The organism is Blautia sp. BIOML-A1, assembly GCF_009883055.1.
In the GTDB taxonomy this organism is placed as follows: Bacteria; Bacillota; Clostridia; order Lachnospirales; family Lachnospiraceae; genus Blautia_A.
The window spans coordinates 1-23,749 of record NZ_WWVR01000040.1; the positions used below are offsets into that span (position 1 = coordinate 1).

A 23,749-nucleotide genomic window follows, 5' to 3' on the forward strand; every position below is an offset into this window, starting at 1 on the left:
CATTGTTACTGCTCGCCCCAAAGAGCGGTATCGCAAGCACTTTTACTGGCCCGCTATAAAGCGGTACTACTGGAATCTTCTCTTCTCGATTCCTCTGCTTGCTCATTTATATATTTCTGAACTGCTGCATCTGTTATATTGCCGATTGTTTCAACATAATATCCTCTAGCCCAAAAGGCTTTATCCCATTTACTTTGCAGTTCTGGATGTCTGTCGTAAAGCATCAATGTGCTTTTCCCTTTCAGATATCCCATAAAGTCTGATACACTAAATTTCGGTGGAATTGCTACGCTTAAATGCACATGATCGATACATACGGCTCCCGCAATTATTTCTACACTTTTATATTTGCATAGAGTTGATATTATTTCTCTCACATCTTCTCGTACCTTTCCATACAATACTTTCTTCCTATATTTAGGAATGAATACGATATGATACTGGCACTTCCAGCGAGTATGTGATAGACTTTTATTGTCCATTTGGACCGCCTCCTTTGATTTTGAGTTTGGCTTGCGACACCATTCTCATCATATCACAGGAGGCTTTATTTTGTTATCCTCACCGCTTCCGCCTACTCCATTCTCCCCAGCATAGCTGGGGGATTAGGCTTTTCATTTATATTTCTTCCAATAGCATACAGCATGAATTCTTTATATACCTTATCTGCCGAACGGTAATTAAAACGCCGGAAGTTCTCATTTTCCTTTATATCTCCAAAATGTCCTTCTGTCTGAATGGAACGTGTCTGGCGTTTCAGGATCCCGCATTCACTCTGGATATTGGCATGCGATCTTTCTTTCATACGCATAAAAGTCGCTTCCAGATCTGTTTTGGAATAACTGTTTCTGTCTTTTCCCATGATCTCAAAGCATTCTTTATATTCCATCAGTCGTTTTCCGCATTGTTCCAGTTCCTCATGCAGCTGTTGAATTGCAGGTTTTCTTTTTCCTTTTCCGTAAACGAATTCGATTTCCTCGTTGTCTGCGATCATCGTGAGATTGTTCTGGAGTTTCCGTATTTCAAGCGGTGAACAGTTATCGATCTCTATAATACGGTTATTTGAAAGCTTTTTATGTTTTACAAGCTTTCGTTTTCTGTTCTTTTCGATCACTTCCCGGACTTTATCCATCCCTTCGATCACAAACATCTGTGCATTTCCCAGCTCGTACTTTGTTCCATAATCATTCTCCTGCAAAAAAGAATTATATTTTTCAAAAAGCTGGTCGATAGAGTCCAGAAGTCCTGCCAGATGATAATTGATGCTTCCACGCCATACAAAAGTATAACGGTTCGCATTTGCCTCTATCTTTNTACATACGGCTCCCGCAATTATTTCTACACTTTTATATTTGCATAGAGTTGATATTATTTCTCTCACATCTTCTCGTACCTTTCCATACAATACTTTCTTCCTATATTTAGGAATGAATACGATATGATACTGGCATTTCCAGCGAGTATGTGATAGACTTTTATTGTCCATTTGGACCGCCTCCTTTGATTTTGAGTTTGGCTTGCGACACCATTCTCATCATATCACAGGAGGCTTTATTTTGTTATCCTCACCGCTTCCGCCTACTCCATTCTCCCCAGCATAGCTGGGGGATTAGGCTTTTCATTCAGCCAGCTATTTCGGTAAAGTTTTCCGCAGCCAGATGGGATGTACGCCATATGAATTCAAGAACAGGATCGGAGCTGGAAGCAGAAAGGGGATTTCTGAAAAAAATCGTTTTCGGAAGATATTGTAGAACGTAATATGAAATTTGTACCAGTTCTGCTATCAGAAATTACCACATTTATGTAGAGAACTGTACTGTCTGGGGTAACAAAAAAGGGGCTGCCACCCGGAAATATCCAGTGTAACAGCCTCTTTTCTTCGTAGGAATTTATCTGTGTAAAAAAGGGGGAGATTAAGAAGTTTAACATTTGGTGAAGTACATGGAGATACCCTGTCCACCGCCAATGCACATACTGATCATGGCATCCTTCTTGTCTGTTCTCATTAATTCATAGAGAACTTTTACGGTAAGCACACATCCGGTCGCGCCGATTGGATGTCCAATGGAAATACCACCACCATAGATGTTTACCTTGTCTTTGTCAAGACCAAGGTCTCTTCTTACGGCATTAGCCTGACTAGCAAACGCTTCGTTGATTTCAAACATATCAATGTCTTTCAGGTTGATGCCAAGTTTTAATGCCAGCTTTTCACTGGAGAATTTTGGGGAGTATCCCATCAGTTCAGCATCAAAACCTGCTACTGCAAAATCAACAATTTTCAGTTTGGGAGTAACGCCGAGTTCTTTTGCCTTGTCAGCAGACATAATTACAACTGCAGCTGCACCATCGTTAAGACTTGAAGAGTTGCCGGCGGTAACAGTGCCACCTTTTACGAAACAAGGACGGAGTTTTGCCAACTTTTCAAGAGTCTGACCTTCTCTTGGACCTTCATCTGTATCAAAAACAGTCACATTACCTTTTCGGTCTTTTAATTCAACCGGGAGAATTTCATCTTTGAATTTTCCTGCTTTGATAGCTGCCACAGCACGCTGATGACTTTCAAGAGCGAATTCGTCCTGTTCTTCTCTGGTTACATTATATTTTGATGCCACGTTTTCTGCGGTCACACCATTATGATTTCCATCCAATGGCCAGGTCAGGATATCAATGACTCCATCCTCGAATGTTTTGTGTCCCATACGTGCGCCCCAGCGGGCATCTTTTACATAATACGGAAGCTGAGAAATATTCTCTGCACCTCCGGCAACTACAACATCAGCCTGTCCAGTCTGGATTTCCATAACAGCATCTGCAATGGACTGAAGGGAAGAACCGCACTGTCTGTTTACAGAATAAGCAGTTGTTTCTTTTGGCATGCCGGCTTTCAGACTGATCGCTCTTGCTACAAATCCATTTTCTGCAATCTGTCCTACCTGTCCGATGATAACCTCATCAACATCTGACGGCTGGATTCCTGCGCGGTTAACTGCTTCTTTTACAACCATAGCTCCCATGTCAATAGCAGAAATACTTTTCAGGTTACCACCGTAACTTCCTACAGGGAGACGTACACCACTTACAATTACTACATCTTTCATTTTGAGTTCCTCCATATTTTTTATGACATAAATCAGCTGAAATTTTGACTTGCTCAAACGATCATTCCACCACCGACATTGATAACTTCTGAGGTGATATAGGCAGCCTCATCAGATGCAAGAAAGGCAACCATATTTCCTACGTCAGAAGGTTTACCTGCATATCCCATAGGGATTCTCTGCATCATGCTGTCCCATGCGGCTCCATTATTTACTTCTTTCAGTTTAAGAGTCATATCGGTTTCAATGAATCCAGGGCAGATGGCATTGCATGTGATGCCTTTGCGGGCACTTTCTCGTGCGGCGGTTTTAGTGAGACCTACAACGCCTGCTTTGGCAGCGGCGTAATTAGCCTGTCCGATATTTCCAAGCCAGCTTCCGGAAGAAATATTGATAATACGTCCGCTTCCCTGAGCACGCATGTGTTTCAGAGCTTCCTGGGTACCAAAGAATACGCCTGTAAGATCGACATCAATTACCATCTGCCAGTTTTCTACAGGCATTTTGTGAAGCATGCCATCACGGTTGATACCTGCGTTGTTTACCATAATATCCAGCGTTCCATAAGTGTCAATGGCGTATTTTACCAGTGCATGTACTTCTTCCTGTTTGGAAACGTTTACAGCAAAAGCCGAAGCTGTCCCCCCTTTTGCAACGATTTCCGCAACTGTATCATCAGCAGGTGCCATATCAGCGACAACTACTTTTGCACCTTCTTCTGCGAGTTTCATGGCAATTCCTTTTCCCAGACCACGTCCGGAACCTGTTACAATTGCTACTTTGTCTTTTAATCTCATGATATAATCCTCCTAAATGATTTTTTATGTTAAAAATTTTAATGGTTACGAATGATATCTTTCAGTCCGTAGGGTATTGCTTCAGAGAAAATTGCCGGATTCATTTCTTTCAGATTTTCACTGATGATTGGTTTGAACTCCATCAGATCAAGAATCTGGGTCTGAAGGTCAATGCCAGGGGCAATTTCTGTAAGCACAAGTCCTTCTGGTCTGAGTTCAAATACAGCACGTTCTGTGATATAATGCATTTTCTGATGTTTTTCTCTGGCTATTTTTCCATTATAGGAAATCTGTTGTACTTTATTTACAAATTTGATAAGACTGCCTTCTTTATTGATATGAAGATGACCATTCTCAAACGAGCAGTCGAGACCCTTCCCTGTAAAAGAAGAGCAGAAGACAACATGTTTGGCATTGGTTGTTATATCGATAAAACCACCGGCTCCGGTAGGATTTGGACCGAGTCTGGTTGCATTGACATTTCCGTCCGGGTCAATTTCACCGGCACCCATGTAGGTGACATCTACGCCGGCACCATTATAGTAGTCAAACTGGTCATCGTGTCTTAAGAGTGCAAAATTGTTTTTGGCGATACCAAAATCAATACCACCCATAGGAATACCACCGTAAATACCTGATTCTACAGTGACAGTTACATCGTCGCCAACACCTTCTTCGGAGATGATCGGGCCGACAACATCATTGGGAATACCAGTTCCTACATTCAGTACATCGTCAACCTGAAGTTCCATGAGAGCACGTCGTCCAATGACTTTGCGGAGGTTCATAGGAAGTGCATCAGAATCGGAAACAGGAACTTTGATGTCTCCACAGTAGGCAGGATCAAATGCAAAACTGTGTGTCTGACGATGATCCTCTTCTGGATTCGGACACATAACAACTGCGTCAATAAAGATTCCCGGAACAGTAACTCGCTTGCAGTGAAGAGTACCGGATTTTACTTTATATTTTGCCTGGGCGATAACTTTGCCGCCGAATTTCTTGCAGGCCATAACAGCGGAAAATACTTCCAGCTGCATTGCTTCTTCATCTGTGGTGAGGTTTCCCATGTCATCTACATAAGTTCCCCGGATAATACAGTAATCAAGTGGAATTGGCTTATAGCGCATGTATTCTTCACCATCAATTGTGACAACATCTACAATATCGGGTGCGTCTTTTGTAATGGCATTCATTTTTCCACCATCAATACGCGGATCAATAAAAGTTCCAAGACCTACTTTGGTGATTTTTCCAGGTTCACCTCCTGCCATACTGCGGTACAGCTGAGCGAACTGTCCCTGAGGGATACAGTAGGCAAGGATTTTATTTTCTGAGATAAGTTTCATCATACGTGGCTGCAGACCCCAGTGTCCTCCGATGATACGGTACAGCATTTCTTCATGTGAGAAATGCTGTATACCTCTGTCACGGTCGCTCTGTCCACAGGAGTGAACCAGTGTCAGATGGTTGGGACTTCCTGTTTCAAGGAAACGCTTTTCGATAGCTTTCAGAATAGTTTCAGATGCAGAAACCAGGGTCATGCCTATTGTTGCAATGGTACTGTCATCTTTTATCATAGCTGCGGCTTCTTCGCCGGTTACAAATTTTGGCTTTTTCATAATGTCCTCCTGTCATATTGGTGCTTCAGAACATTTTCCGAATAGCACGTTTGTCTATCTTACCGTTAGGAGTAAGGGGAATTTCATCAGTAATGAGAATTCGCTTTGGAATTTTGTATTTTGCAATTTTTTTGTGCAGAAGTGCCTGGATTTTAGGTTCGTCCAGATCACTTCCGGGATCAAGTTTTACAAGAGCCGCTGCGACTTCGCCGTAAACATCGTCCGGAATACCTACAACGGCTGCCTCATTTACTCCTTTTAACTTATAAATTTCATTTTCTACATCAAAGCTGCAGATTTTTTCACCTCCCCGGTTGATCATATCTTTTTTGCGATCCACTACGAACAGATAACCTTTTTCATTAAAATATCCCAGATCTCCGGTTCCAAGCCATCCATCCTTCAGAGAAGGAGTATCTGTTTTATAGTAGGAAGTAAGTACCACATTGCCATGAATCCATATTTCTCCGATTTGACCGTCTTTCAGTGGAGTGCCATTGTCATCGCGTATTTCAAAAACAGTTCCGGGAACCGGAAAACCGGAAGAACCGATATAAGGACTGGTACTCGCATCACCAGGAAAAATAGTAGCTGGAGAGGTTGTTTCTGTCAGTCCATATACTGTATGAAAAACAGAATGAGGAAGCCAGTTGTGTATGGCGGTGAGTTTTTCTTTCGGCATGTTACTGCTTCCGCATGCAAACTGTTTCAGCGTCGGAAGAGATGGAAATAAATCTTTTTCTTCCAGAAGCATGGAAAAGACTGTAGGTGATGCGTGAAGAAAAGTAATATTATGCTCTTTTACACACTGAAGCACCCGCCTGGCATTAAATATTTTGTGTAAATATAAGGTTCCTCCGCAATGTATGAACAGACCGAGTAGTGCAACCATTCCTGTAACGTGATAAATAGGTATGGGAATCACTGAAATATCGTCAGCTGTGATATTTAGGATTTTCTGATAAGTAGCTACTGCATTCATAATATTGTAGTTTTTGATTACAACGCCCTTGCTTTGAGAAGTTGTTCCCGATGTGAACATGATGATTGCGTCATCAAAGGAATCATGGCAGACCGGACTTTCAGTTTCAGGAGAATGATAAGTAGCCAGTCCATAGCCTTTTTCAATATCAGAACAGGCGATGCGTCGAATTCCCTGAGCTTCAAAATCTTCAAACCATTTATAGAAATCCTGATCGCAGATGATACAGCTCACATCAGCTTTTTCTACTAACGAGGATACTTCTTGCTTTTTGTATTTACTTGGGAGTGGAATAGTGACAGCGCCAAGTTTTAACAAAGCAAGAAACGATACACAGAATTCCAGACAGTTATACATCATCAGAGCAACGTGACTATTCCTGTGAATATTCTGCTTTTGGTACAGATAAGAAGCAAAAGCGTCTGTCTTTGCTAGCAGATCTGTATAGGTACAGGAACGGTCATAATTGTCTACAATCGCTGTTTTGTCTGGAAACGACTGCGCTGTCTTACATAAAGCATCATACAGTGTTGTGGAAAGATTGGTATAACATAAAATATCTGAACCAGGATTTAATGGTTCTAATTGGAAATCGATTAACCCTTTCCATTTGTCTGTTCCAGAAAGCATTTAATTAACCTCCTTTTAAGAAAACGGTTTCGTTTATGCGAATATGATAAGATAAAAACAATAGAAAGTCAATATGGAAAAAATACACAAAATAACGAAAAAATATTTGTAAAATAAGATGAACGTGATTAAAAAGTATAAAAACTATTGATTTTTGGAAAATGAAATTGTATACTTTGCTTATCAAAAGCGAGAAACCGTTTTCTAAACAAAATTTTAATTAAACGGGGATTGCAAAAGAAATCGTTATCTTAAATAAAGGAGGTATTAGGATGGTAAAATGGACAGTGCGGGCTATTCAGGTAGGAAGTATAGAACTGGATCGTTCAGCTATGACACACTTTAAAGGGAAAGGCGAACGTATTACAGTTCCAATCTGGTGTGCGGGAGCAACAGATGGAACACATAAGGTAATTGTAGATACGGGAATTCGTGATCTGCAAGAATACAGAAAAGCGGAACCGGGAGTAAGACAGACTCCAGATCAGGTTACAACAACTGCAATTAAGAGAATAATGGGATGGAATTCTGAAGACGTTGATATTGTTATCAACACACATCTTCATTGTGACCATAGTGGCAGTAACGGAGAATTTAAGAATGCCAGGTTTTACGTTCAGAAGAAAGAATGGGAGGCTGCATTTGCTCCTCTTGTACCGGAAGCACCTTTTTACGATAAACTCTGCTATGACAAAAATGCAGTTAATTATTTTCAGTGGAACTTCCTTGAGGGAGATGCGGAAATCTTACCAGGGTTAAGAGTAATTACAACACCAGGACATACAAGAGGACATCAGTCAGTAATGTTTGATACAAAGGATGGGGTTGTATGTGTTTCGGGTGATATCTGTAATGTGGCAGAAAATGTAAATGGTAATCTGGAGCCGAATATCGTGGTAATGGTTCCGGAAACATATGAAAGCTTTGAACGCATCCGACAGTTTGCACATTATATTCTGCCAGGACATGAACCGGCTATTGAGGATGGTTCTGACAAGTTTATAGCTGTTTTATAAGAATATCTATTAGGGGAAAATAACACTATACAAAACTATATAAGGAGAAAACAATATGAAAAAAAGAGCATTGGCAATCGTTATGGCAGGTTTAATGGCAGTATCTATGAGCAGCGTATGTGCATATGCAAAAGACGAAGAAAAAGAAGCGAAAACAGAAGGATTCTACATTGGTCTGTCAAATGGTTACTGGGGAAATACCTGGCGTGCACAGATGGTAGAGGATTTTGAAAACAAGGCAGAAGAATATAAAGAAGAAGGTATTATTTCTGATTATATGATCTCCAACTCAAACAGTGACGCAACAGAGCAGCTAAACCAGATAAATGCAATGATTGATTCAGGAGTTGATGCAATTCTTATTGATGCGGTATCTCCTACAACAATTAAATCCGCAGTTGAGAAAGCAAAAGCAAAAGGAATTCTCGTAGTGATTGCAAATGACCCGGCAGCTTATGAAGATACGATCTGTGTCTGTGGAGATAATTATACATGGCAGAAGATCCAGGCAATATGGCTGATGGAACAGATCGAAGGAAAAGGCGATATCGTAAAGATCACTGGTGTATCTGGTAATGCGGCAGATACTATTCGTGAGCAGGCTAATGATGATGTTCTGGCAGAATATCCAGATGTAAATGTTCTTACTTCCGCACCTGGAAACTGGTCACAGACAGATGCACAGTCCGTTATGACGACATTTTTATCAAGCTACGACAGTATTGATGCGATTCTTGAACAGGACGTAATGGCAGAAGGTGTTATCAAAGCATATGAAAATGCCGGTAAAGATATCCCGGTTATGACAGGAGATTACACAAAATCCTTCTTTGCAAAATGGGCAGAAATGGAAGATCTTAATACAATTGGTGTTCCGTATGCACCAGGTAATGCAACTGTAGCACTTGAGGTAGCTGTGAGATTGCTTCAGGGAAAAGAAATCGATGAGGCTAATTTAGTTGCAAATCCAATGGATGAAAATCTGATTAATACAATCATGGTAGCCCCGCCGTACGTTGTTACCAAGGAAGCACAGCCGGACGCTACGTGGATGGAAGGACTGGAAAATACAGAAGCTATTTCACTGGATGAAGCAATGGAACTGTTAAAAGATTCAGCTGACACGGCTGCATTAGACGGTTATATGTCAGACGAAGCTGTCGACAAATTATTCAAATAAAGAAACCGTATTCAGGGACTGGCGGTAGTTGATGCCTCCGCCAGTCCTGTTTTTAATATAGACAGGATACAGGAGGAGGCAATATGGGGCTTGTTTTTCAAAATATATCAAAAAAATATGGTGCTGTTGTAGCAATAAAACACGCTGAAATGGAAATTGAAAATGGAGAAGTCAGGGCTATTTTAGGTGGAAATGGATCTGGAAAGTCGACATTGGCAAAAGCTCTGGGTGGACTGATAAGTAAAAATTCCGGAGAAATTATTTTTGACGGACAATCGATTGATTTCAAATCACCGAAAGAAGCGAAAAAAAATCATGTAATAATGACAAGCCAGGAACTGAGTCTGTTCGGAAATCTGACAGTAGAAGAAAATATCTGCATATGTGACGTACCTTTAAAAGGCATTTTTACAGATAAAAAAAGAATTAAAGAAAAGTCGCTGGAAATTTTAGAGGTGATGAAATTAGAAAACATTGCGACAAAAAAAGTAGAAGATCTTGCACCAAACCAGCAGTATATGGTAGAACTTGCCAAAGCACTAGTTCAGGAACCAAAACTTCTTATTATTGATGAGATCACGTCAGCTTTATACAGAGAAGATGTAGAAATCGTTGATGATATTATAAAAGATCTGAAGAAAAAGGGATGTATGGTTTTGTTTATTTCGCATCGTATGTCAGAATTATATGCTATGTGTGACAGTGTCACTATTATGAAAAACGGAGAGACACTTGGTACTTATCCGATGCAGGAAAAAACAGAGAGTGAGTTACTTTCTCTGATGGTAGGTTCTAAGGTAGAAACTGGCAGACAACATAAAAACCGGCAGGCAAAGAGTGAAAAAGATATATTGATCAAAGCACCACACATAAAAATTCCTTCATATGGAACAGAAGAAAGTCTGGAGATCAGAAAGGGAGAGATTATAGGTGTTGCAGGACTGCAGGGACATGGACAGACCGATCTTGTCAATTCGCTGTATGGTAACTTGGGAGAAATAAAAATCAACATCAATGGCAAAGAGGTTTCAATCCATAATTCCAGACAGGCGGTTTCAAATGGATTTGCATTTATTTCCGGTGACAGGGAACGGGATGGAACATTCCAAGAGCGTAATCTGGCTGAGAACCTTGCAGCAGTGAAAGAACTGGTTAAACATGAAAAAATCGGTGATTCCAGGTCTGTCCTGGATAGCTTTAATGTTAAATATGATAATCCCGGACAGTTGATTACTGCATTGAGCGGTGGTAACCAGCAGAAAGTTGTTGTAGGACGGTGGTTAAGCACAAAGCCGCGGCTTCTTCTGGCAAATGACCCTACAAAAGGCATTGATGTTAAAGCAAGAACAGATCTTCATAAAGAGTTTGTGAAACTTGCAGAAGAGGGAAATGCGGTAATCATGATTTCCAGTGATGATGATGAGCTGGTAAATGTTACATCTATGGCAGAATGTTCAAGGGTTATTGTTATGTATGAAGGGCATATTTCTGCAATTCTTGAGGGCGATGCTATTACAAGAGAGAACATTTCGGCGGCATCTATGCCGATTGAAGAAAAACAAATGCAGGCATAATTGAAAGGAGGATAAAATCAGATGAACAAAGTAAAGAAACTGATGTCATGGAATGCATTTCCGGCATTATTATTGTTTGTAATATTTCTTGGGATTAATGGAGTAATGACAGGTGGACTGAGTGTATCTTTTTTTCGATCCTTCATTTCCACTAATGCAGGTGCAATTTGTGTGGCAATCGGTGTAACTGCTACGATTCTTGTTGCAGGTACTGATATTTCTCTTGGTTCGATCGTGTCGCTGGTAAATGTGGTTATTGTTACTGCTTTTGAGAAAGGATTTTCTGTACCGCAGGCTGCATTGCTGGGGTTGTTGACTGCAGTTCTGTGTGGAATGTTTAATGGTTTTGTTGTAGGCATCATGAGAGTTAATCCGCTGCTGGCAACATTTGCAACATCAATTGCATTTGCAGGAATTGCATTATGGATTTTGCCATATCCTGGTGGCTATATTGATTTCACTTTTGGTGATTGGTATCTAGGAAATATGTTTGGTATTATTCCGACGCCTGTAGTATTGATAGCCATTCTTGTACTTATATGGATATTTGTAATGAAATTACCTGTGGGATTGCATATTTATGCGTTGGGTAAAGATGTAAAGAAGGCGTATGCATCAGGAATAAATGTTGCTGCGTTAAGATTTTTTGTGCATACATTTGCCGGTCTGGCGGCAGGAGTTGCTGGTATTTGTATAAGTGCCAATATATGTGCCGGAAGTCCGACAGTAGGATCTGCTATGAGTATGAATTCTATCGCAGCGGCAGTTATCGGAGGTGTTTCTCTGAATGGAGGAATCGGAGGAATATGGGGTGGTATTTTTGGCGCATCTTTCCTGAGTATTCTGATTTCTATTGTCGTATCTGCAAATTTAAGTTCTATAGTACAGAGCTTTATACAGGGACTGATCCTGCTGATTGGAGTTACAGTGTCTATTGCAGCATCAGATAAAGAAATCAAAACAAAAATAAAGAGAGCTATAGGAGGAAAGAGATGAAAACACTGAAAAAGCTTAACAATCCATATCTTCCGGCAATTATAGGAACGGTTGCTCTTTTAATTCTTGGACAGTGTCTGAGCAAAGGTTTTCTGTCTATGAATAATATTTCAAGTATTTTGATGACAACGTCAATTCTTACACTTGCGTCAATTGGCCAGGCAGCGGTAATCATATCAGGTGACAGTGGGCTTGACATGTCTGTTGGTGCAATCATGTCTATGACAGCTCTCTTTGGTCCAATGATAAATGTAGGATCTGGCGTAGCCTCATTTATTTTAATGATTCCTGCTGTTATGCTTATGGGAGCTGTTGTCGGTGCAATTAATGGCACCGGAGTTCAAATGTTAAAGGTTGTTCCGCTGGTTATGACGCTGATTATGTCAAATGTTGTAGATGGCTTTTCAATCATGGTTACAAAAGGGCAGCCATCTGTTATGGTAGGAAAGGAATTACAGGGAATCTCAAAAACATTAGTAGGTCCACTGAGAATCTTGCCAACAGTAGTGATCATTATTCTGATTTTACTGGAAATCCTGTTCCTGAGAAGAAGCCGCTATGGAAGAAGTCTGTTTCTGGCAGGTAATAATAGAAATGCGGCAAATCTCTGTGGTATCAACAGTAAAAAGATAATTATCCTGGCGTATGTGTTTGGTGGAGCTATGGCGGGATTTGCAGGGCTTATGCTGGTTGGATATGCAGGAACGGCACAGATGAATATGGCAAGCAGCTATACGATGCTTTCTGTTGCAGCAGTAGTTATTGGTGGAACCAAACTGACAGGTGGAAAAGGTACATTTATTGGAGGTGCTCTTGGTGCTTTGGTGCTGGTACTTATTACAAATATTCTTCAGGCATTAAATATGGCCGCAGGATTAAGATCGCTGATCCAGGGAATTATTCTGATCGTGATTCTGATGATGAACAGCAGAGCACCTAAGCTTCGACAGTAATGATAAATATTATTACCAGAATATCTATTGCGAAAAGAAAGTGCATGATGTAAAATTGAAGAGAAAAGGAGAAAATGCATGAAGAATGGAAAGTATGGCATTTCAGATGTTGCGGAGATGTTAGGCGTTTCAAAATCAACAGTTTCTCGCGTAATCAATGGAAATGAAGGTGTCGGTCCGGAACTTCGTAAAAAAGTGATGGACTTTATCAATGAAATAGGATATCAGCCAAATACGATAGCCCAGAGTTTAAGTAAGGGACGGATGAACATAGTGGCATTGATACTGGGAGATATTCGAAATCCGTTTTATGCAGATTTGACATTTAATATTCAGAGGATTCTTAACGACAATGGTTATATGGTAATGGTTCTGAACAGTGAATATAACATTGATAGAGAACTGGAATTCTTGAAATTAACAGAGCAATTTAATTTTGCAGGTTTGATTTTGATAACGGCACAGGAAAAAGCAATAGAAGAGAGACTGAAAAATATGGAAATGCCAAAGGTGCTTGTTAACCGTATTTTACCATATTACACAGGAGACTCGGTGTTGATTGATAATTTTCAGGCAGGATATCAGGCAACTATGCATCTGATTGAACTGGGACATCGTCACATAGGCTTTGTCAAAGGACCAGGGGTGTCTTCTGCATCCAGTCAGCGTTTTGCGGGTTACCGACAGGTACTTGAAAATTATGGTTTTTCTTTTGATGAGGAATGTGTATTTGAGAGTGATCTGAAATTAGAAACAGGACGGGTACTGGCACAGCGATTTTTAGAAATAAAAGAGCGCCCAAGTGCGATGGTAGTGGTTAATGATATGACTGCAATCGGTTTTATGGATGGCTGTAGGAAGGCGGGGATTCGTATTCCTGAAGATTTGTCGATCATAAGTTTTGATGATATTGCAATGGCGTCAATGTATGGCATCGAACTGACGACAATAAGCCAGCATGTAGATGAAATGGGTGAGAAAGCAGCGCATTTGATGTTGAAACAGTTAAATGACAAAGATGCGAAAACAGAGCGTATTATTATGGAGCCCACTTTGATTATAAGAAAAACGACCTGTGAATGTTCTGAGAACTGAAAGTTTTGCCAGTTGGAGAGACTCGTTGACGGCAGTTTGCGAATTCTATATGGAAAGTGGTGGAAAATAAGTGCATAGAATGAAACGGGTAGAGGATTCCCAAACAGAGAATACATTTTTGGTCATGAATAAACATATCAACTGTTATGGGCGCCTCTTTGGTGGAGTGTTAATGCAGTGGATTGATGAGATGGCGGGGATTGTAGCTCGTCGTCATGCCGGTACGATTGTAACAACAGCCTGTGTAGATAACCTGAATTTTAAAGCAGGTGCTTATCTGGGAGATATAGTTGTGCTGATTGGGAAGCTGACCTATGTGGGCAGGACCTCTATGGAGGTGCGAATTGATACTTATGTAGAGGAGTTGGATGGAACACGCAGGATGATCAACAGAGCTTATGAAGTTATGGTAGCACTGGATGAGAATGACAACAAAGTAGAAGTACCAGGTCTTATTGTAGAGACAGCGTCTGAAAAGGCAGAATGGGAAGGCGGAGAAAAGCGCTATGTGCTGCGGAAGGAAAGACGAAGAGAAGGGTACTGATGTTAATAGAGCCTGAGGCTATCTGGCGTATTATGTCAGGTAGTCTCAGGCTTGTTCTCGCATTTTTACATATTAAAATAGAATATAGCAATTATAAGTAAGTGCCATACAGAGCAGTAGAAAATCGTATGGCACTTTTGTTGTATCTCAAGTAAGCAACGTGATCGTGTTCAATGATTGACAGCAAAAGCAGGGTTTGCTACACTGAAAACATATTGGTAGAATTGTAGAAGTTAGAGGAAAATACCATGAATTATAAAAGTGTAAAAATATCAGAAGATGCGAGAATCTCAAAGCAGTCTGTACTCGTAGGGGATGTGACGATTGGGAGGGACAGCTGTGTGCTTTATTTTACAGTGATCCGTGGAGACGAGGCGCCGGTTGTGATCGGGGAGGAGTCGAATATTCAGGAAAACTGTACCGTCCATGTAAGCCGTAACATGCCGGTCCATATTGGAAACAATGTCACCGTAGGACATAATGCAGTGATCCATGGCTGTACGATCGGAGACAGAAGCCTGATTGGAATGGGAGCAGTGATTCTTGATGGCACCAAGATTGGAAACGACTGCATCATAGGTGCCGGAAGCCTTGTGACGAAGAATACTGTGATCCCAGATTGCTCTCTCGTGATGGGAAGCCCGGCAAAGATCAAACGAAACCTTACCTGGGAAGAAAAATTGAGAAATCTTGAAAATAGCAAAAGATATGTGAATGTTTCCAGGAAGATGAAGGAACAGGGAGTATTATAAGAAATTATTATAATTTACAGAGAGCGAGGGAAAATATGTCCTGTATAATAAGAAAAGCAACAGAACAGGATCTTACGAGAGTGCGGGAGATATATGGAATTGCACGAAATTTCATGAGAGACAATGGTAATCTTACACAGTGGGGCAAAGGAGATGAACCGGAAAATCTGACGGAAGATGATATCCGACAGGGAAATTTATATGCACTGACAGACAATGCCGGGGAGATTCATGCAGTATTTGTATTCATGATAGGAGAAGACCCGACATATCTGAAGATTGAACAAGGAAACTGGATATCAGCTGAGCCATATGGTGTCGTACACAGAGTGGCAAGTGACGGAAGCGTTCATGGTGTTCTGGGACGGATCATGGATTACTGCAAAGGACAGATGCCGCATCTCAGGATAGACACACATGAGGACAATAAAGTAATGCAGCATGTGATTGAAAAATGTGGATTTGTACGATGCGGAATCATTTATGTGTCGGATGGAACACCACGAATTGCATATGAATGCAGATAAGAGGAAAGTGGCTACTGTGAACGGAATGAACAGTAATGAGAAGCAGACATGACCGCTTTGTTTCTGCATAAAAACTTGCATTCTCTTAATAGAAGGAAGATAATGACATAGTCGGCAGGAATGTCGTCTTTTGAAAAATTATCTTGGGAGTTGAGGAAAAAATGGAACAGCAACAGCATATGTTCACGAACCGTATGATCAGGAATCTTCTCATTCCGGTTGTGCTGGAACAGTTGTTGAATTCGATCATGGGAACTGCGGATACCATGATGGTAAGCAATGTCGGTTCGGCGGCAATCTCAGCGGTATCGCTGGTAGACTCGATCAATGTGCTCGTCATTCAGGCATTTTCCGCACTGGCGGCAGGCGGCGCAATCGTCTGTGCACAGTACATAGGACAGAGAAACAAAGAAAAAGCAAACGAATCTGCAAGACAGGTGTTGTTTATCATAACAGCTATTTCGGCAGCAGTAAGTCTGATTTGTCTTGTTTTCCAGAAACCACTTCTTAGGCTGATCTTTGGTTCAGTAGAAGCAGAAGTTATGAGAGCATCGGAAACTTATTTCTTTTACACGGCTCTGTCATTTCCGTTTATTGCAGCTTATGATTCGGCAGCATCTATTTTTCGGGCGCAGGATAATACAAAGGGACCGATGCTTATCTCCATGATCTCAAATGTGATGAACATTGCCGGAAATGCGGTTATGATCTGGGGCTTTCATATGGGAGTGGCGGGAGCGGCACTCTCTACACTGATCTCCCGTGTCTTCTGTGCAGTCGTAGTACTGATCCAGCTCAGAAAAGACCGTCAGGAGATCGTAGTGCGTGATTATATCAGAATCCGTCCGAACTGGTCTATGATAAAACGTATCCTTGGAATAGGAATTCCATCCGGTGTGGAAAACAGTATGTTTCAGCTTGGAAAGCTGGCAATCCAGTCTACAGTTTCTACGCTGGGAACAGCGGCGATCGCAGCACAGGCAATGACAAATATCCTGGAAAATCTAAATGGTATTGCAGCAATCGGAGTCGGAGTTGGTCTGATGACGATTGTCGGACAATGTCTTGGTGCAGGAAGACAGGATGAAGCAGTCTATTACATAAAAAAACTCTGCGTGATCGCAGAAGTTATTATCATCATAAGCTGTCTTGGTGTATTTGCACTGACAAAACCAATCACAATCCTTGGTGGTATGGAAAAAGAAAGTGCAGATATGTGTTTTCATATGATGATGTGGATCACAATTGTAAAGCCGCTTGTATGGATTATGGCATTCATACCCGGATATGGGCTTCGAGCTGCCGGCGATGTAAAATTTTCCATGATTACATCCTGCTGTACGATGTGGGTCTGCAGATTCTGTCTGTGTGTATTTCTTATCAGAAGACTGGGATTTGGACCTATGGGAGTCTGGATCGGTATGTTTGCAGACTGGACAGTGCGAAGTATTATTTTTACATGGAGATTTCACAGTCGCAAATGGTTGCAGCATAAAGTTATCTGAATTCATGTTTAATGCATAATTCTTATAAATATCCATTTTGCTAATGGTGGATTTTGTGGTAGAATAGAGAGAAAATGAATACTTATACATAGAGAGGAGTCATTATTATGGAAAGAGGAACAATTTTTAAGTTTCATAATGATCTTGATACAGATCAGATCATCGCATCCCAGTATCTGCTTCTGCCGAACCTGGATGAGATGAAAGACCATGCATTTGAATCACTGGATCCTGATTTTGCCAAGAAAGTAAAACCAGGAGATTTCGTGGTAGGTGGTGAAAACTTTGGCTGTGGTTCTTCCAGAGAGCAGGCACCGGGAGTTCTCAAAGCTCTTGGCGTTCAGGCAGTTATCGCCAAATCTTTTGCCAGAATTTTCTTTAGAAATGCGATCAATATCGGACTTCCGGCAATTGTCTGTAAAGATCTTCCGGATGATGTCAAGACCGGAGATTCCATGGAACTTCATATGTCCGACGGTACAGCCACTGCAAATGGAAAGACCTATACCTGTACCAAGCTCCCAGAATACATGCAGGGAATTCTGAATCAGGGCGGTCTGATCGCTTCACTGAACAAGGAGGAGAAATAACCATGGGAATGACAATCGCAGAAAAAATCATCGCAGCAGCGGCTGGTGTAGACAGCGTAAAGCCAGGTGATATCCATACCGTACAGCTTGACCGTCTGATGAGCAATGACGGAACCACTCATCTGACTGTAGATATGTACAAAAACAAACTGAACCATCCTCATATTGCAGATACAAAGAAACTCGTTTTTATTGTTGACCATAATGTACCGTCTGACTGCCCGAAGACAGCGGCATCCCAGAAGAAAATGAGAGATTTTGCAAAAGAAAACAACATTGATTTCTGGGAAGGCAAAGGAGTCTGCCACCAGGTTATGATCGAGAATTATGTTCGCCCGGGTGAACTGATCTTTGGTGCGGACAGCCATACCTGTTCTTATGGTGCACTTGGTGCATTTGGTACCGGTGTCGGATGTACAGACTTCCTCTATGGAATGGTGACAGGAACTTCCTGGGTACTGGTTCCTGAATCTGTAAAGTTTAATCTGACAGGAAAGCTTCCGGAAGGTGTTACCGCCCGTGACCTGATCCTTACCATCATTGGTGAAGTAGGTGCAAACGGATGCAACTATCAGGTAATGGAATTCACCGGAGAAGGTGCAAAAACTTTAAGCATCAGTGACCGTATGACTCTCTGCAACATGGCAGTAGAGGCAGGTGCAAAGACCGGTATCTTTGAAGCAGACGAAAAAGCAATGGAATACCTCAAAGAACATGGACGTGAGCCAAAAGCTGTATTCCACAGCGATCCGGATGCAAAATATATAAGAGAATACACCTTTGATCTTTCAAAAGTCCGTCCGGTAGTTGCAAAACCGGATTTTGTAGATAATGTTGTACCGGCAGAGGAAGCATGCGGAATCGAAATCAACGAAGCTTTCCTTGGATCATGCAACAACGGACGTATCGAAGATCTGCGTGTAGGCGCCGAGATCATCAAAGGAAAGAAAGTATCAGACAAGGTACGTTTCCTCGTTGTTCCGGCAAGCCAGACTATCTACCGTCAGGCGTTGAAAGAAGGACTGATCGACATCTTTATGGAAGCAGGCGCTATCGTGATGAATCCGAACTGCAGTGTATGCTGGGGAAGCTGCCAGGGTGTCATTGGAGAAAATGAGGTTCTGATCAGCACAGGAACACGTAATTTCAAAGGACGTGCAGGACATCCGAGCTCAAAGGTATATCTTGGCTCTGCAGCAACTGTTACCGCATCTGCTATTGCAGGAAAAATTGCACTTCCATCAGAAATCTGATCACAGCACAGAATCATTATATGTAATTATTCAGAAGGTAGTATCCCGCGAGGTGTTTTGGCATGTTTTTTGCCAAAATCCCGAGACATACAAGGCAAAATGCCATCACCGAAGGTGATTTGGAATGCATTTTGACTCATAACTGTGAGGGTACTGAACAGTTATCATTATATTTAGTGAGGTATATACGGATTATGGAAAAGTTTACAGGGAGAGTATGGGTGCTTGGTGATGATATTGATACGGATATCATCATTCCGACCGAGTATCTGGCACTCAAAACAATTGATGATATGAAACAGTATGGATTCAGTCCGCTCCGTCCGGAGCTGGCAGGACAGATCCAGAAAGGTGATATTATTGTTGCCGGCAAAAACTTTGGCTGCGGTTCTTCCAGAGAGCAGGCACCTGAGATCATCAAGGCACTAGGAATCCAGTGTGTCATTGCAAAATCATTTGCAAGAATTTTCTTCAGAAATTCAATCAACAATGGACTTCTTTTGATCGAACAGCCGGATCTTCACGATGATATGAAAGAGGGAGATACCGTGACGGTTGTTATGAATGAACATGTGGATTACAATGGAAAACAGTATCCGATCGCTTCTCTGCCGGAAAATCTGATGAGCATCATCCAGGCCGGTGGACTTGTAAAAGCCATGCGTAAACTGAATGGACTGGACTAAGGAGGAAAAGCAGATGGGCGAAACAGTTATCGAAAAGATTATAAGAAACAATGTGGGTCATGCCGTAAAACCAGGCGATATTGTAACTGTCAATGTAGACAGAGTGATGATCCATGATATTTTTATTCCATTTGTTGCAGAGAAATTCGAAGAAATGGGATTTCAGAAGCTCTGGGATCCGGATAAAGTAGTTCTGATCTATGATCATCTTGTTCCGGCGAGTCAGCTTGATGACACCAGACATTTCCATGAGGGAGATGCTTTTGCAGAAAAATATGGAATGAAAAATGTTCACAGAAGTGATGGGATCTGCCATCAGTTAATGACAGAAGCCGGCTATGTAAAACCGGGAAATATTGTATTTGGTACAGACAGCCATACTACCACATACGGATGTGTCGGTGCGTTTTCTTCCGGTATCGGATACACAGAGATGGCAAGTATCCTCGGAACCGGAACCATGTGGATCAAGGTTCCGGAGACCATCAAAGTGGTGATCGACGGGGAACTCCCAAATAATGTTATGTCGAAGGATGTGATTCTTCGGCTGATCGGTGATCTTGGAGCAGACGGAGCTACTTACCGTGCACTGGAGTTTACAGGAAGTGCAGTAAAGAATATGTCAGTGGCGAGTCGTATGACGATTGCAAATATGGCGATTGAAGCTGGGGCAAAATGTGCACTCTTTACTCCGGATGAAAAAACAGCAGAATATTGTGAAATCGAACTGAATGAATTTCAGAAGAGTCTTGTCGGGGACGAGGATGCAAAATATCTCAAAACAGTGACTTATCGTGCAGAAGATCTTGTTCCGGTCATGGCATGCCCGTCTCAGGTAGACAAGATCCGTGATGTCAGTACACTGGAGGGAACTGAGATCGATCAGGTATTTATCGGTTCCTGTACAAATGGCCGTCTGGAAGACCTTGCAGCGGCAGCTGAAGTCCTCAAAGGAAAGAAAGTTGCTGACTATGTAAAACTGATCGTTACACCGGCAAGCCGTAAAATATACAGACAGGCTATTGAACTTGGAATCCTGGATACTCTGGCAGAAGCAGGTGCAATGATCACACATCCGGGATGTGGACTGTGCTGTGGACGAGCAGGAGGTATTCTTACGGACGGAGAGCGTGTTGTGGCAACAAATAACCGTAATTTCCTTGGCCGTATGGGAACTTCCAAGGTGGAAATTTATCTGGCATCACCGAAAACAGCAGCAGCATGTGCAGTAGCCGGAAAGATCGTCAGCCCGAAATAAAAAAATTTTCAAGGGGGAAGAATATTTTTTCCCTCTTGACATCATGGGAATTTAGCACTATAGTATAACGCAGTAACAGCAATAACGAGGTGAAGTTTGCAGGAAAGAGGCTATGGCCCACCGAAGGAGTAAAACTCTCAGGTATCCGTTTTGTCGGACAGAAACTGTAAATGGATCGTATCTCTGGAGACACCTGTTTTGATACAGGGGCCGAAGGTGCAAGCGACGCGCAAGCGTTTTGAATCTCTCAGGCAAAAGGACAGAGGATGCTTTTTATAATTACATCCTGATTTTATTCTTTTATTTATTCTATTTTTATTGTCTGATTATTTTTGATTCTCAGCCGTTCAGTGGAGGACGATTCTTATCTTTATTTTCCCCTTTTTATAATGCTGAAAAATACATATAAAGGAGAACTTTTTGAGATGTGGGAAGCAATCAATAATTTCTTAGTTGCAGTGGATGACAAGGTCTGGGGAGTGCCGCTTATGGTATTGATCATTGCCGGCGGTGTTCTTCTTACATGCAGACTTGGACTGCTCCAGGTGCGTCGTCTTCCACTGGCACTGAAATGGATGTTTAAGAACGAGGAAGAAGGCGACGGTGAGATTTCCAGTTTTGCTGCGTTATGTACAGCACTGAGTGCAACCATCGGTACAGGTAATATCGTTGGTGTTGCAACAGCAGTTTGTGCCGGAGGTCCGGGAGCACTTTTCTGGATGATCGTAGCAGCATTCTTTGGAATGGCAACCAAGTATTCCGAAGGTCTGCTGGCAGTTAAGTACCGTGTGGTCGCAGCAGATGGACACAGTCTCGGAGGACCATTCTACTATATCGAAAAAGGTATGGGAACAAAATGGAGATGGCTCGGTAAGATTTTTGCTTTCTTTGGTGTTTGTGTAGGTCTTTTTGGTATTGGTACATTCAGCCAGGTAAATGGTATCTCAAGTGCAGTACAGAACTTCTTTGATCCAAACAAAACAAACTGCATCAACATCCCGTTTCTGGGTGAATATTCTGTAGCAGTTGTTATTTCTTCTCTGATTCTGGCGTTCTGCGTGGCAGCGATCCTGATCGGAGGACTGAAAAGAATTGCAACAGTAAGTCAGATCATCGTACCGTTTATGGCAGTGATCTATATTGTACTCAGTGTGACACTGATCATCTGTAACATCACAGAAATTCCGGCAGCAGTTGTAACGGTTGTAACAGCAGCATTTAACCCGAAAGCAGTTACAGGTGGTGTGGTTGGTTCCATGATCGTAGCAATGCAGAAAGGTGTTGCACGAGGAATCTTCTCCAACGAAGCAGGTCTTGGTAGTGCACCGATCGCAGCGGCAGCAGCTCAGACAAAGGAGCCGGTACGTCAGGGTCTGGTCAGCATGACAGGTACCTTCATTGATACAATCCTGATCTGTACCATGACAGGTCTTTCCATTGTACTGACAGGTGCATGGCAGGTAGAGGGAATTGAAGGTGTGCAGGTTACTACCTATGCATTCCAGAACGGACTTCCGCTTCCACAGAAACTGACAGCATTTATCCTGATGCTCTGTCTGGTATTCTTTGCATTTACAACAATCCTCGGATGGGATTATTACAGTGAGAGATGTCTGGAATATCTGACCAACGGACATCAGAAGAAGATCATTGTGTATCGCTGGTTATATATTCTTGCAGTATTTATCGGACCATATATGACTGTAAGTGCGGTATGGACCATCGCAGATATCTTCAATGGTCTGATGGCGATTCCGAATATGATCGCACTGTTTGTACTGAGTGGTGTTGTTGTAAAAGAAACAAAAGCATTCTTCAAAGCAGAGAAACATAAAATGTAAATAGAAATTTCGAGAATAAATATATAAGCAGAATCAACTGTTGTATAGAAAAAGCCCATGAACTGTAAAATAACAGTCCGTGGGCTTTGTTTTCTGATATTATTTCATATCTGCCAGGGCTATAAATGGGATCCTGGTATATTCATAGTTATCCATGATGGAATAGGCATCAGATTCTGAGATGGTTACGCCGTTTGCAGAGTCTGCCGTGTTGAAAGACCATGGATTCTGTGGATTTTTCTCTGAATCGTAGACAACAGATTCCTTTAAGTTTAACTGTCCGTTTGTATAAACATAATATTGTCTTACAGAGTTAAACGCACTGCCGGAGCCCTCATTTGCTATTGTGTTGTCTGTACATAAGTAATACCGGTCACGTTCGCCGCTGGTAGTGACAAGGGAAAGTCTTCCGTTAATAAGGGTATACATATCAAAGAACATTTCCTCATAAGTATCACTGCCATCATCCAGTGCACCTATAAAAAGTTCGGCAGTACCATTGTTATCAATATCCTGGAGGAAGTAGCCTAATTTGTTGATGTCTGCATAATATCCTGCCAGATAACAGAGATTCTGCTCCTGAAACTGACCGATATTCCAACCGGCGGCAGCACCGTCATAATATTTCTGAACGATGTCCTTATATTCCGGATAATCAGCAAGTGTTAAGGTATCATCAGCTGCATAAACGGAAGTAAGGATTCCGGATGCAAAAATCATGGATGCGGATAAAATACAGCAGATAAAAGTTTTCTTTTTCATGTTCAACTCTCTCTATTCTTTTTAGTGCATGTTCAACAAAAATCCTTGATTTTACTGACTTTGCTGAACAGTTAATAAGTTACAT

The 23,749-nt window shown here is 41.7% G+C and carries 21 protein-coding genes, 2 pseudogenes and 2 riboswitches; of the genes and pseudogenes, 15 read left to right on the top strand and 8 right to left on the bottom strand.

All coding sequences use genetic code 11. From position 1 onward, the window contains the following. Positions 1 to 53 precede the first annotated feature (53 nt). From tnpA (GT674_RS14395) to GT674_RS14425, 7 genes and pseudogenes are all read right to left on the bottom strand, one after another. Positions 54 to 482 (bottom strand): IS200/IS605 family transposase, encoded by a 429-nt coding sequence (tnpA, locus tag GT674_RS14395; RefSeq protein ID WP_161286331.1) that lies wholly within the window; start codon positions 480 to 482, stop codon positions 54 to 56. Positions 483 to 619: 137 nt separating this feature from the next. After that, a pseudogene (locus GT674_RS14400) lies at positions 620 to 1,312 on the bottom strand (transposase); the annotation flags it as partial. A gap of 3 nt (positions 1,313 to 1,315) precedes the next feature. After that, positions 1,316 to 1,486, bottom strand: a pseudogene (gene tnpA, locus GT674_RS14405) (IS200/IS605 family transposase); the annotation flags it as partial. A gap of 436 nt (positions 1,487 to 1,922) precedes the next feature. Continuing rightward, complete coding sequence (locus GT674_RS14410) at positions 1,923 to 3,101, bottom strand: thiolase family protein (RefSeq protein ID WP_205164691.1); 1,179 nt, start codon at positions 3,099 to 3,101, stop codon at positions 1,923 to 1,925. 53 nt (positions 3,102 to 3,154) lie between these two features. Further along, complete coding sequence (fabG, locus tag GT674_RS14415) at positions 3,155 to 3,898, bottom strand: 3-oxoacyl-ACP reductase FabG (protein ID WP_161286332.1); 744 nt, start codon at positions 3,896 to 3,898, stop codon at positions 3,155 to 3,157. Between the two features lie 38 nt (positions 3,899 to 3,936). Continuing rightward, a complete protein-coding gene (locus GT674_RS14420) occupies positions 3,937 to 5,520 on the bottom strand; it encodes an acyl CoA:acetate/3-ketoacid CoA transferase (RefSeq protein ID WP_161286333.1) in 1,584 nt (527 codons plus the stop codon). 25 nt (positions 5,521 to 5,545) lie between these two features. Continuing rightward, positions 5,546 to 7,132 (bottom strand): class I adenylate-forming enzyme family protein, encoded by a 1,587-nt coding sequence (locus GT674_RS14425; protein ID WP_161286334.1) that lies wholly within the window; start codon positions 7,130 to 7,132, stop codon positions 5,546 to 5,548. A gap of 272 nt (positions 7,133 to 7,404) precedes the next feature. On the opposite strand from GT674_RS14425, the gene GT674_RS14430 reads away from it, so the two are divergent. From GT674_RS14430 to GT674_RS14500, 15 genes are all read left to right on the top strand, one after another. Continuing rightward, positions 7,405 to 8,148 (top strand): N-acyl homoserine lactonase family protein, encoded by a 744-nt coding sequence (locus GT674_RS14430; protein WP_161286335.1) that lies wholly within the window; start codon positions 7,405 to 7,407, stop codon positions 8,146 to 8,148. Positions 8,149 to 8,203: 55 nt separating this feature from the next. Further along, positions 8,204 to 9,328 (top strand): ABC transporter substrate-binding protein, encoded by a 1,125-nt coding sequence (locus GT674_RS14435; RefSeq protein WP_161286336.1) that lies wholly within the window; start codon positions 8,204 to 8,206, stop codon positions 9,326 to 9,328. 83 nt (positions 9,329 to 9,411) lie between these two features. Then, a complete protein-coding gene (locus tag GT674_RS14440; protein ID WP_161286337.1) occupies positions 9,412 to 10,902 on the top strand; it encodes a sugar ABC transporter ATP-binding protein in 1,491 nt (496 codons plus the stop codon). A 21-nt stretch (positions 10,903 to 10,923) separates the two neighbouring features. Next, a complete protein-coding gene (locus GT674_RS14445) occupies positions 10,924 to 11,898 on the top strand; it encodes an ABC transporter permease (protein WP_161286338.1) in 975 nt (324 codons plus the stop codon). After that, a complete protein-coding gene (locus GT674_RS14450) occupies positions 11,895 to 12,851 on the top strand; it encodes an ABC transporter permease (RefSeq protein WP_243149147.1) in 957 nt (318 codons plus the stop codon). Before GT674_RS14445 ends, GT674_RS14450 begins: the two co-directional genes overlap by 4 nt. 78 nt (positions 12,852 to 12,929) lie before the next feature. After that, positions 12,930 to 13,946 (top strand): LacI family DNA-binding transcriptional regulator, encoded by a 1,017-nt coding sequence (locus tag GT674_RS14455; protein ID WP_161286339.1) that lies wholly within the window; start codon positions 12,930 to 12,932, stop codon positions 13,944 to 13,946. Between the two features lie 70 nt (positions 13,947 to 14,016). After that, positions 14,017 to 14,490, top strand: coding sequence for an acyl-CoA thioesterase (locus tag GT674_RS14460; RefSeq protein ID WP_161286340.1), 474 nt, complete (start codon positions 14,017 to 14,019; stop codon positions 14,488 to 14,490). Between the two features lie 248 nt (positions 14,491 to 14,738). Further along, entirely contained in the window at positions 14,739 to 15,242 is a 504-nt protein-coding gene (locus GT674_RS14465; RefSeq protein ID WP_161286341.1) for a gamma carbonic anhydrase family protein, read from the top strand. Between the two features lie 35 nt (positions 15,243 to 15,277). Further along, the gene (locus GT674_RS14470; RefSeq protein WP_161286342.1) at positions 15,278 to 15,769 is read left to right on the top strand and encodes a GNAT family N-acetyltransferase; all 492 of its coding nucleotides are present in this window, start codon (positions 15,278 to 15,280) and stop codon (positions 15,767 to 15,769) included. A 161-nt stretch (positions 15,770 to 15,930) separates the two neighbouring features. Beyond that, a complete protein-coding gene (locus GT674_RS14475) occupies positions 15,931 to 17,274 on the top strand; it encodes an MATE family efflux transporter (protein ID WP_161286343.1) in 1,344 nt (447 codons plus the stop codon). A gap of 107 nt (positions 17,275 to 17,381) precedes the next feature. Further along, positions 17,382 to 17,864, top strand: a complete 483-nt coding sequence (locus tag GT674_RS14480; RefSeq protein WP_161286344.1) for a LeuD/DmdB family oxidoreductase small subunit — start codon at positions 17,382 to 17,384, stop codon at positions 17,862 to 17,864. A gap of 2 nt (positions 17,865 to 17,866) precedes the next feature. Further along, positions 17,867 to 19,117, top strand: coding sequence for a 3-isopropylmalate dehydratase large subunit (locus tag GT674_RS14485; RefSeq protein ID WP_161286345.1), 1,251 nt, complete (start codon positions 17,867 to 17,869; stop codon positions 19,115 to 19,117). Positions 19,118 to 19,311: 194 nt separating this feature from the next. Beyond that, positions 19,312 to 19,803: a LeuD/DmdB family oxidoreductase small subunit gene (locus GT674_RS14490; RefSeq protein ID WP_161286346.1), complete on the top strand. Its 492-nt coding sequence runs from the start codon at positions 19,312 to 19,314 to the stop codon at positions 19,801 to 19,803. Between the two features lie 13 nt (positions 19,804 to 19,816). Next, positions 19,817 to 21,061: a 3-isopropylmalate dehydratase large subunit gene (locus GT674_RS14495; protein WP_161286347.1), complete on the top strand. Its 1,245-nt coding sequence runs from the start codon at positions 19,817 to 19,819 to the stop codon at positions 21,059 to 21,061. Positions 21,062 to 21,150: 89 nt separating this feature from the next. Next, positions 21,151 to 21,232, top strand: a riboswitch (glycine riboswitch). Positions 21,233 to 21,234: 2 nt separating this feature from the next. Further along, positions 21,235 to 21,334, top strand: a riboswitch (glycine riboswitch). 152 nt (positions 21,335 to 21,486) lie between these two features. Beyond that, the gene (locus GT674_RS14500; RefSeq protein WP_161286348.1) at positions 21,487 to 22,902 is read left to right on the top strand and encodes an alanine/glycine:cation symporter family protein; all 1,416 of its coding nucleotides are present in this window, start codon (positions 21,487 to 21,489) and stop codon (positions 22,900 to 22,902) included. Between the two features lie 99 nt (positions 22,903 to 23,001). On the opposite strand, the gene GT674_RS14505 is transcribed toward GT674_RS14500, so the two are convergent. Further along, a complete protein-coding gene (locus GT674_RS14505; RefSeq protein ID WP_161286349.1) occupies positions 23,002 to 23,664 on the bottom strand; it encodes a hypothetical protein in 663 nt (220 codons plus the stop codon). Positions 23,665 to 23,749 lie beyond the last annotated feature (85 nt).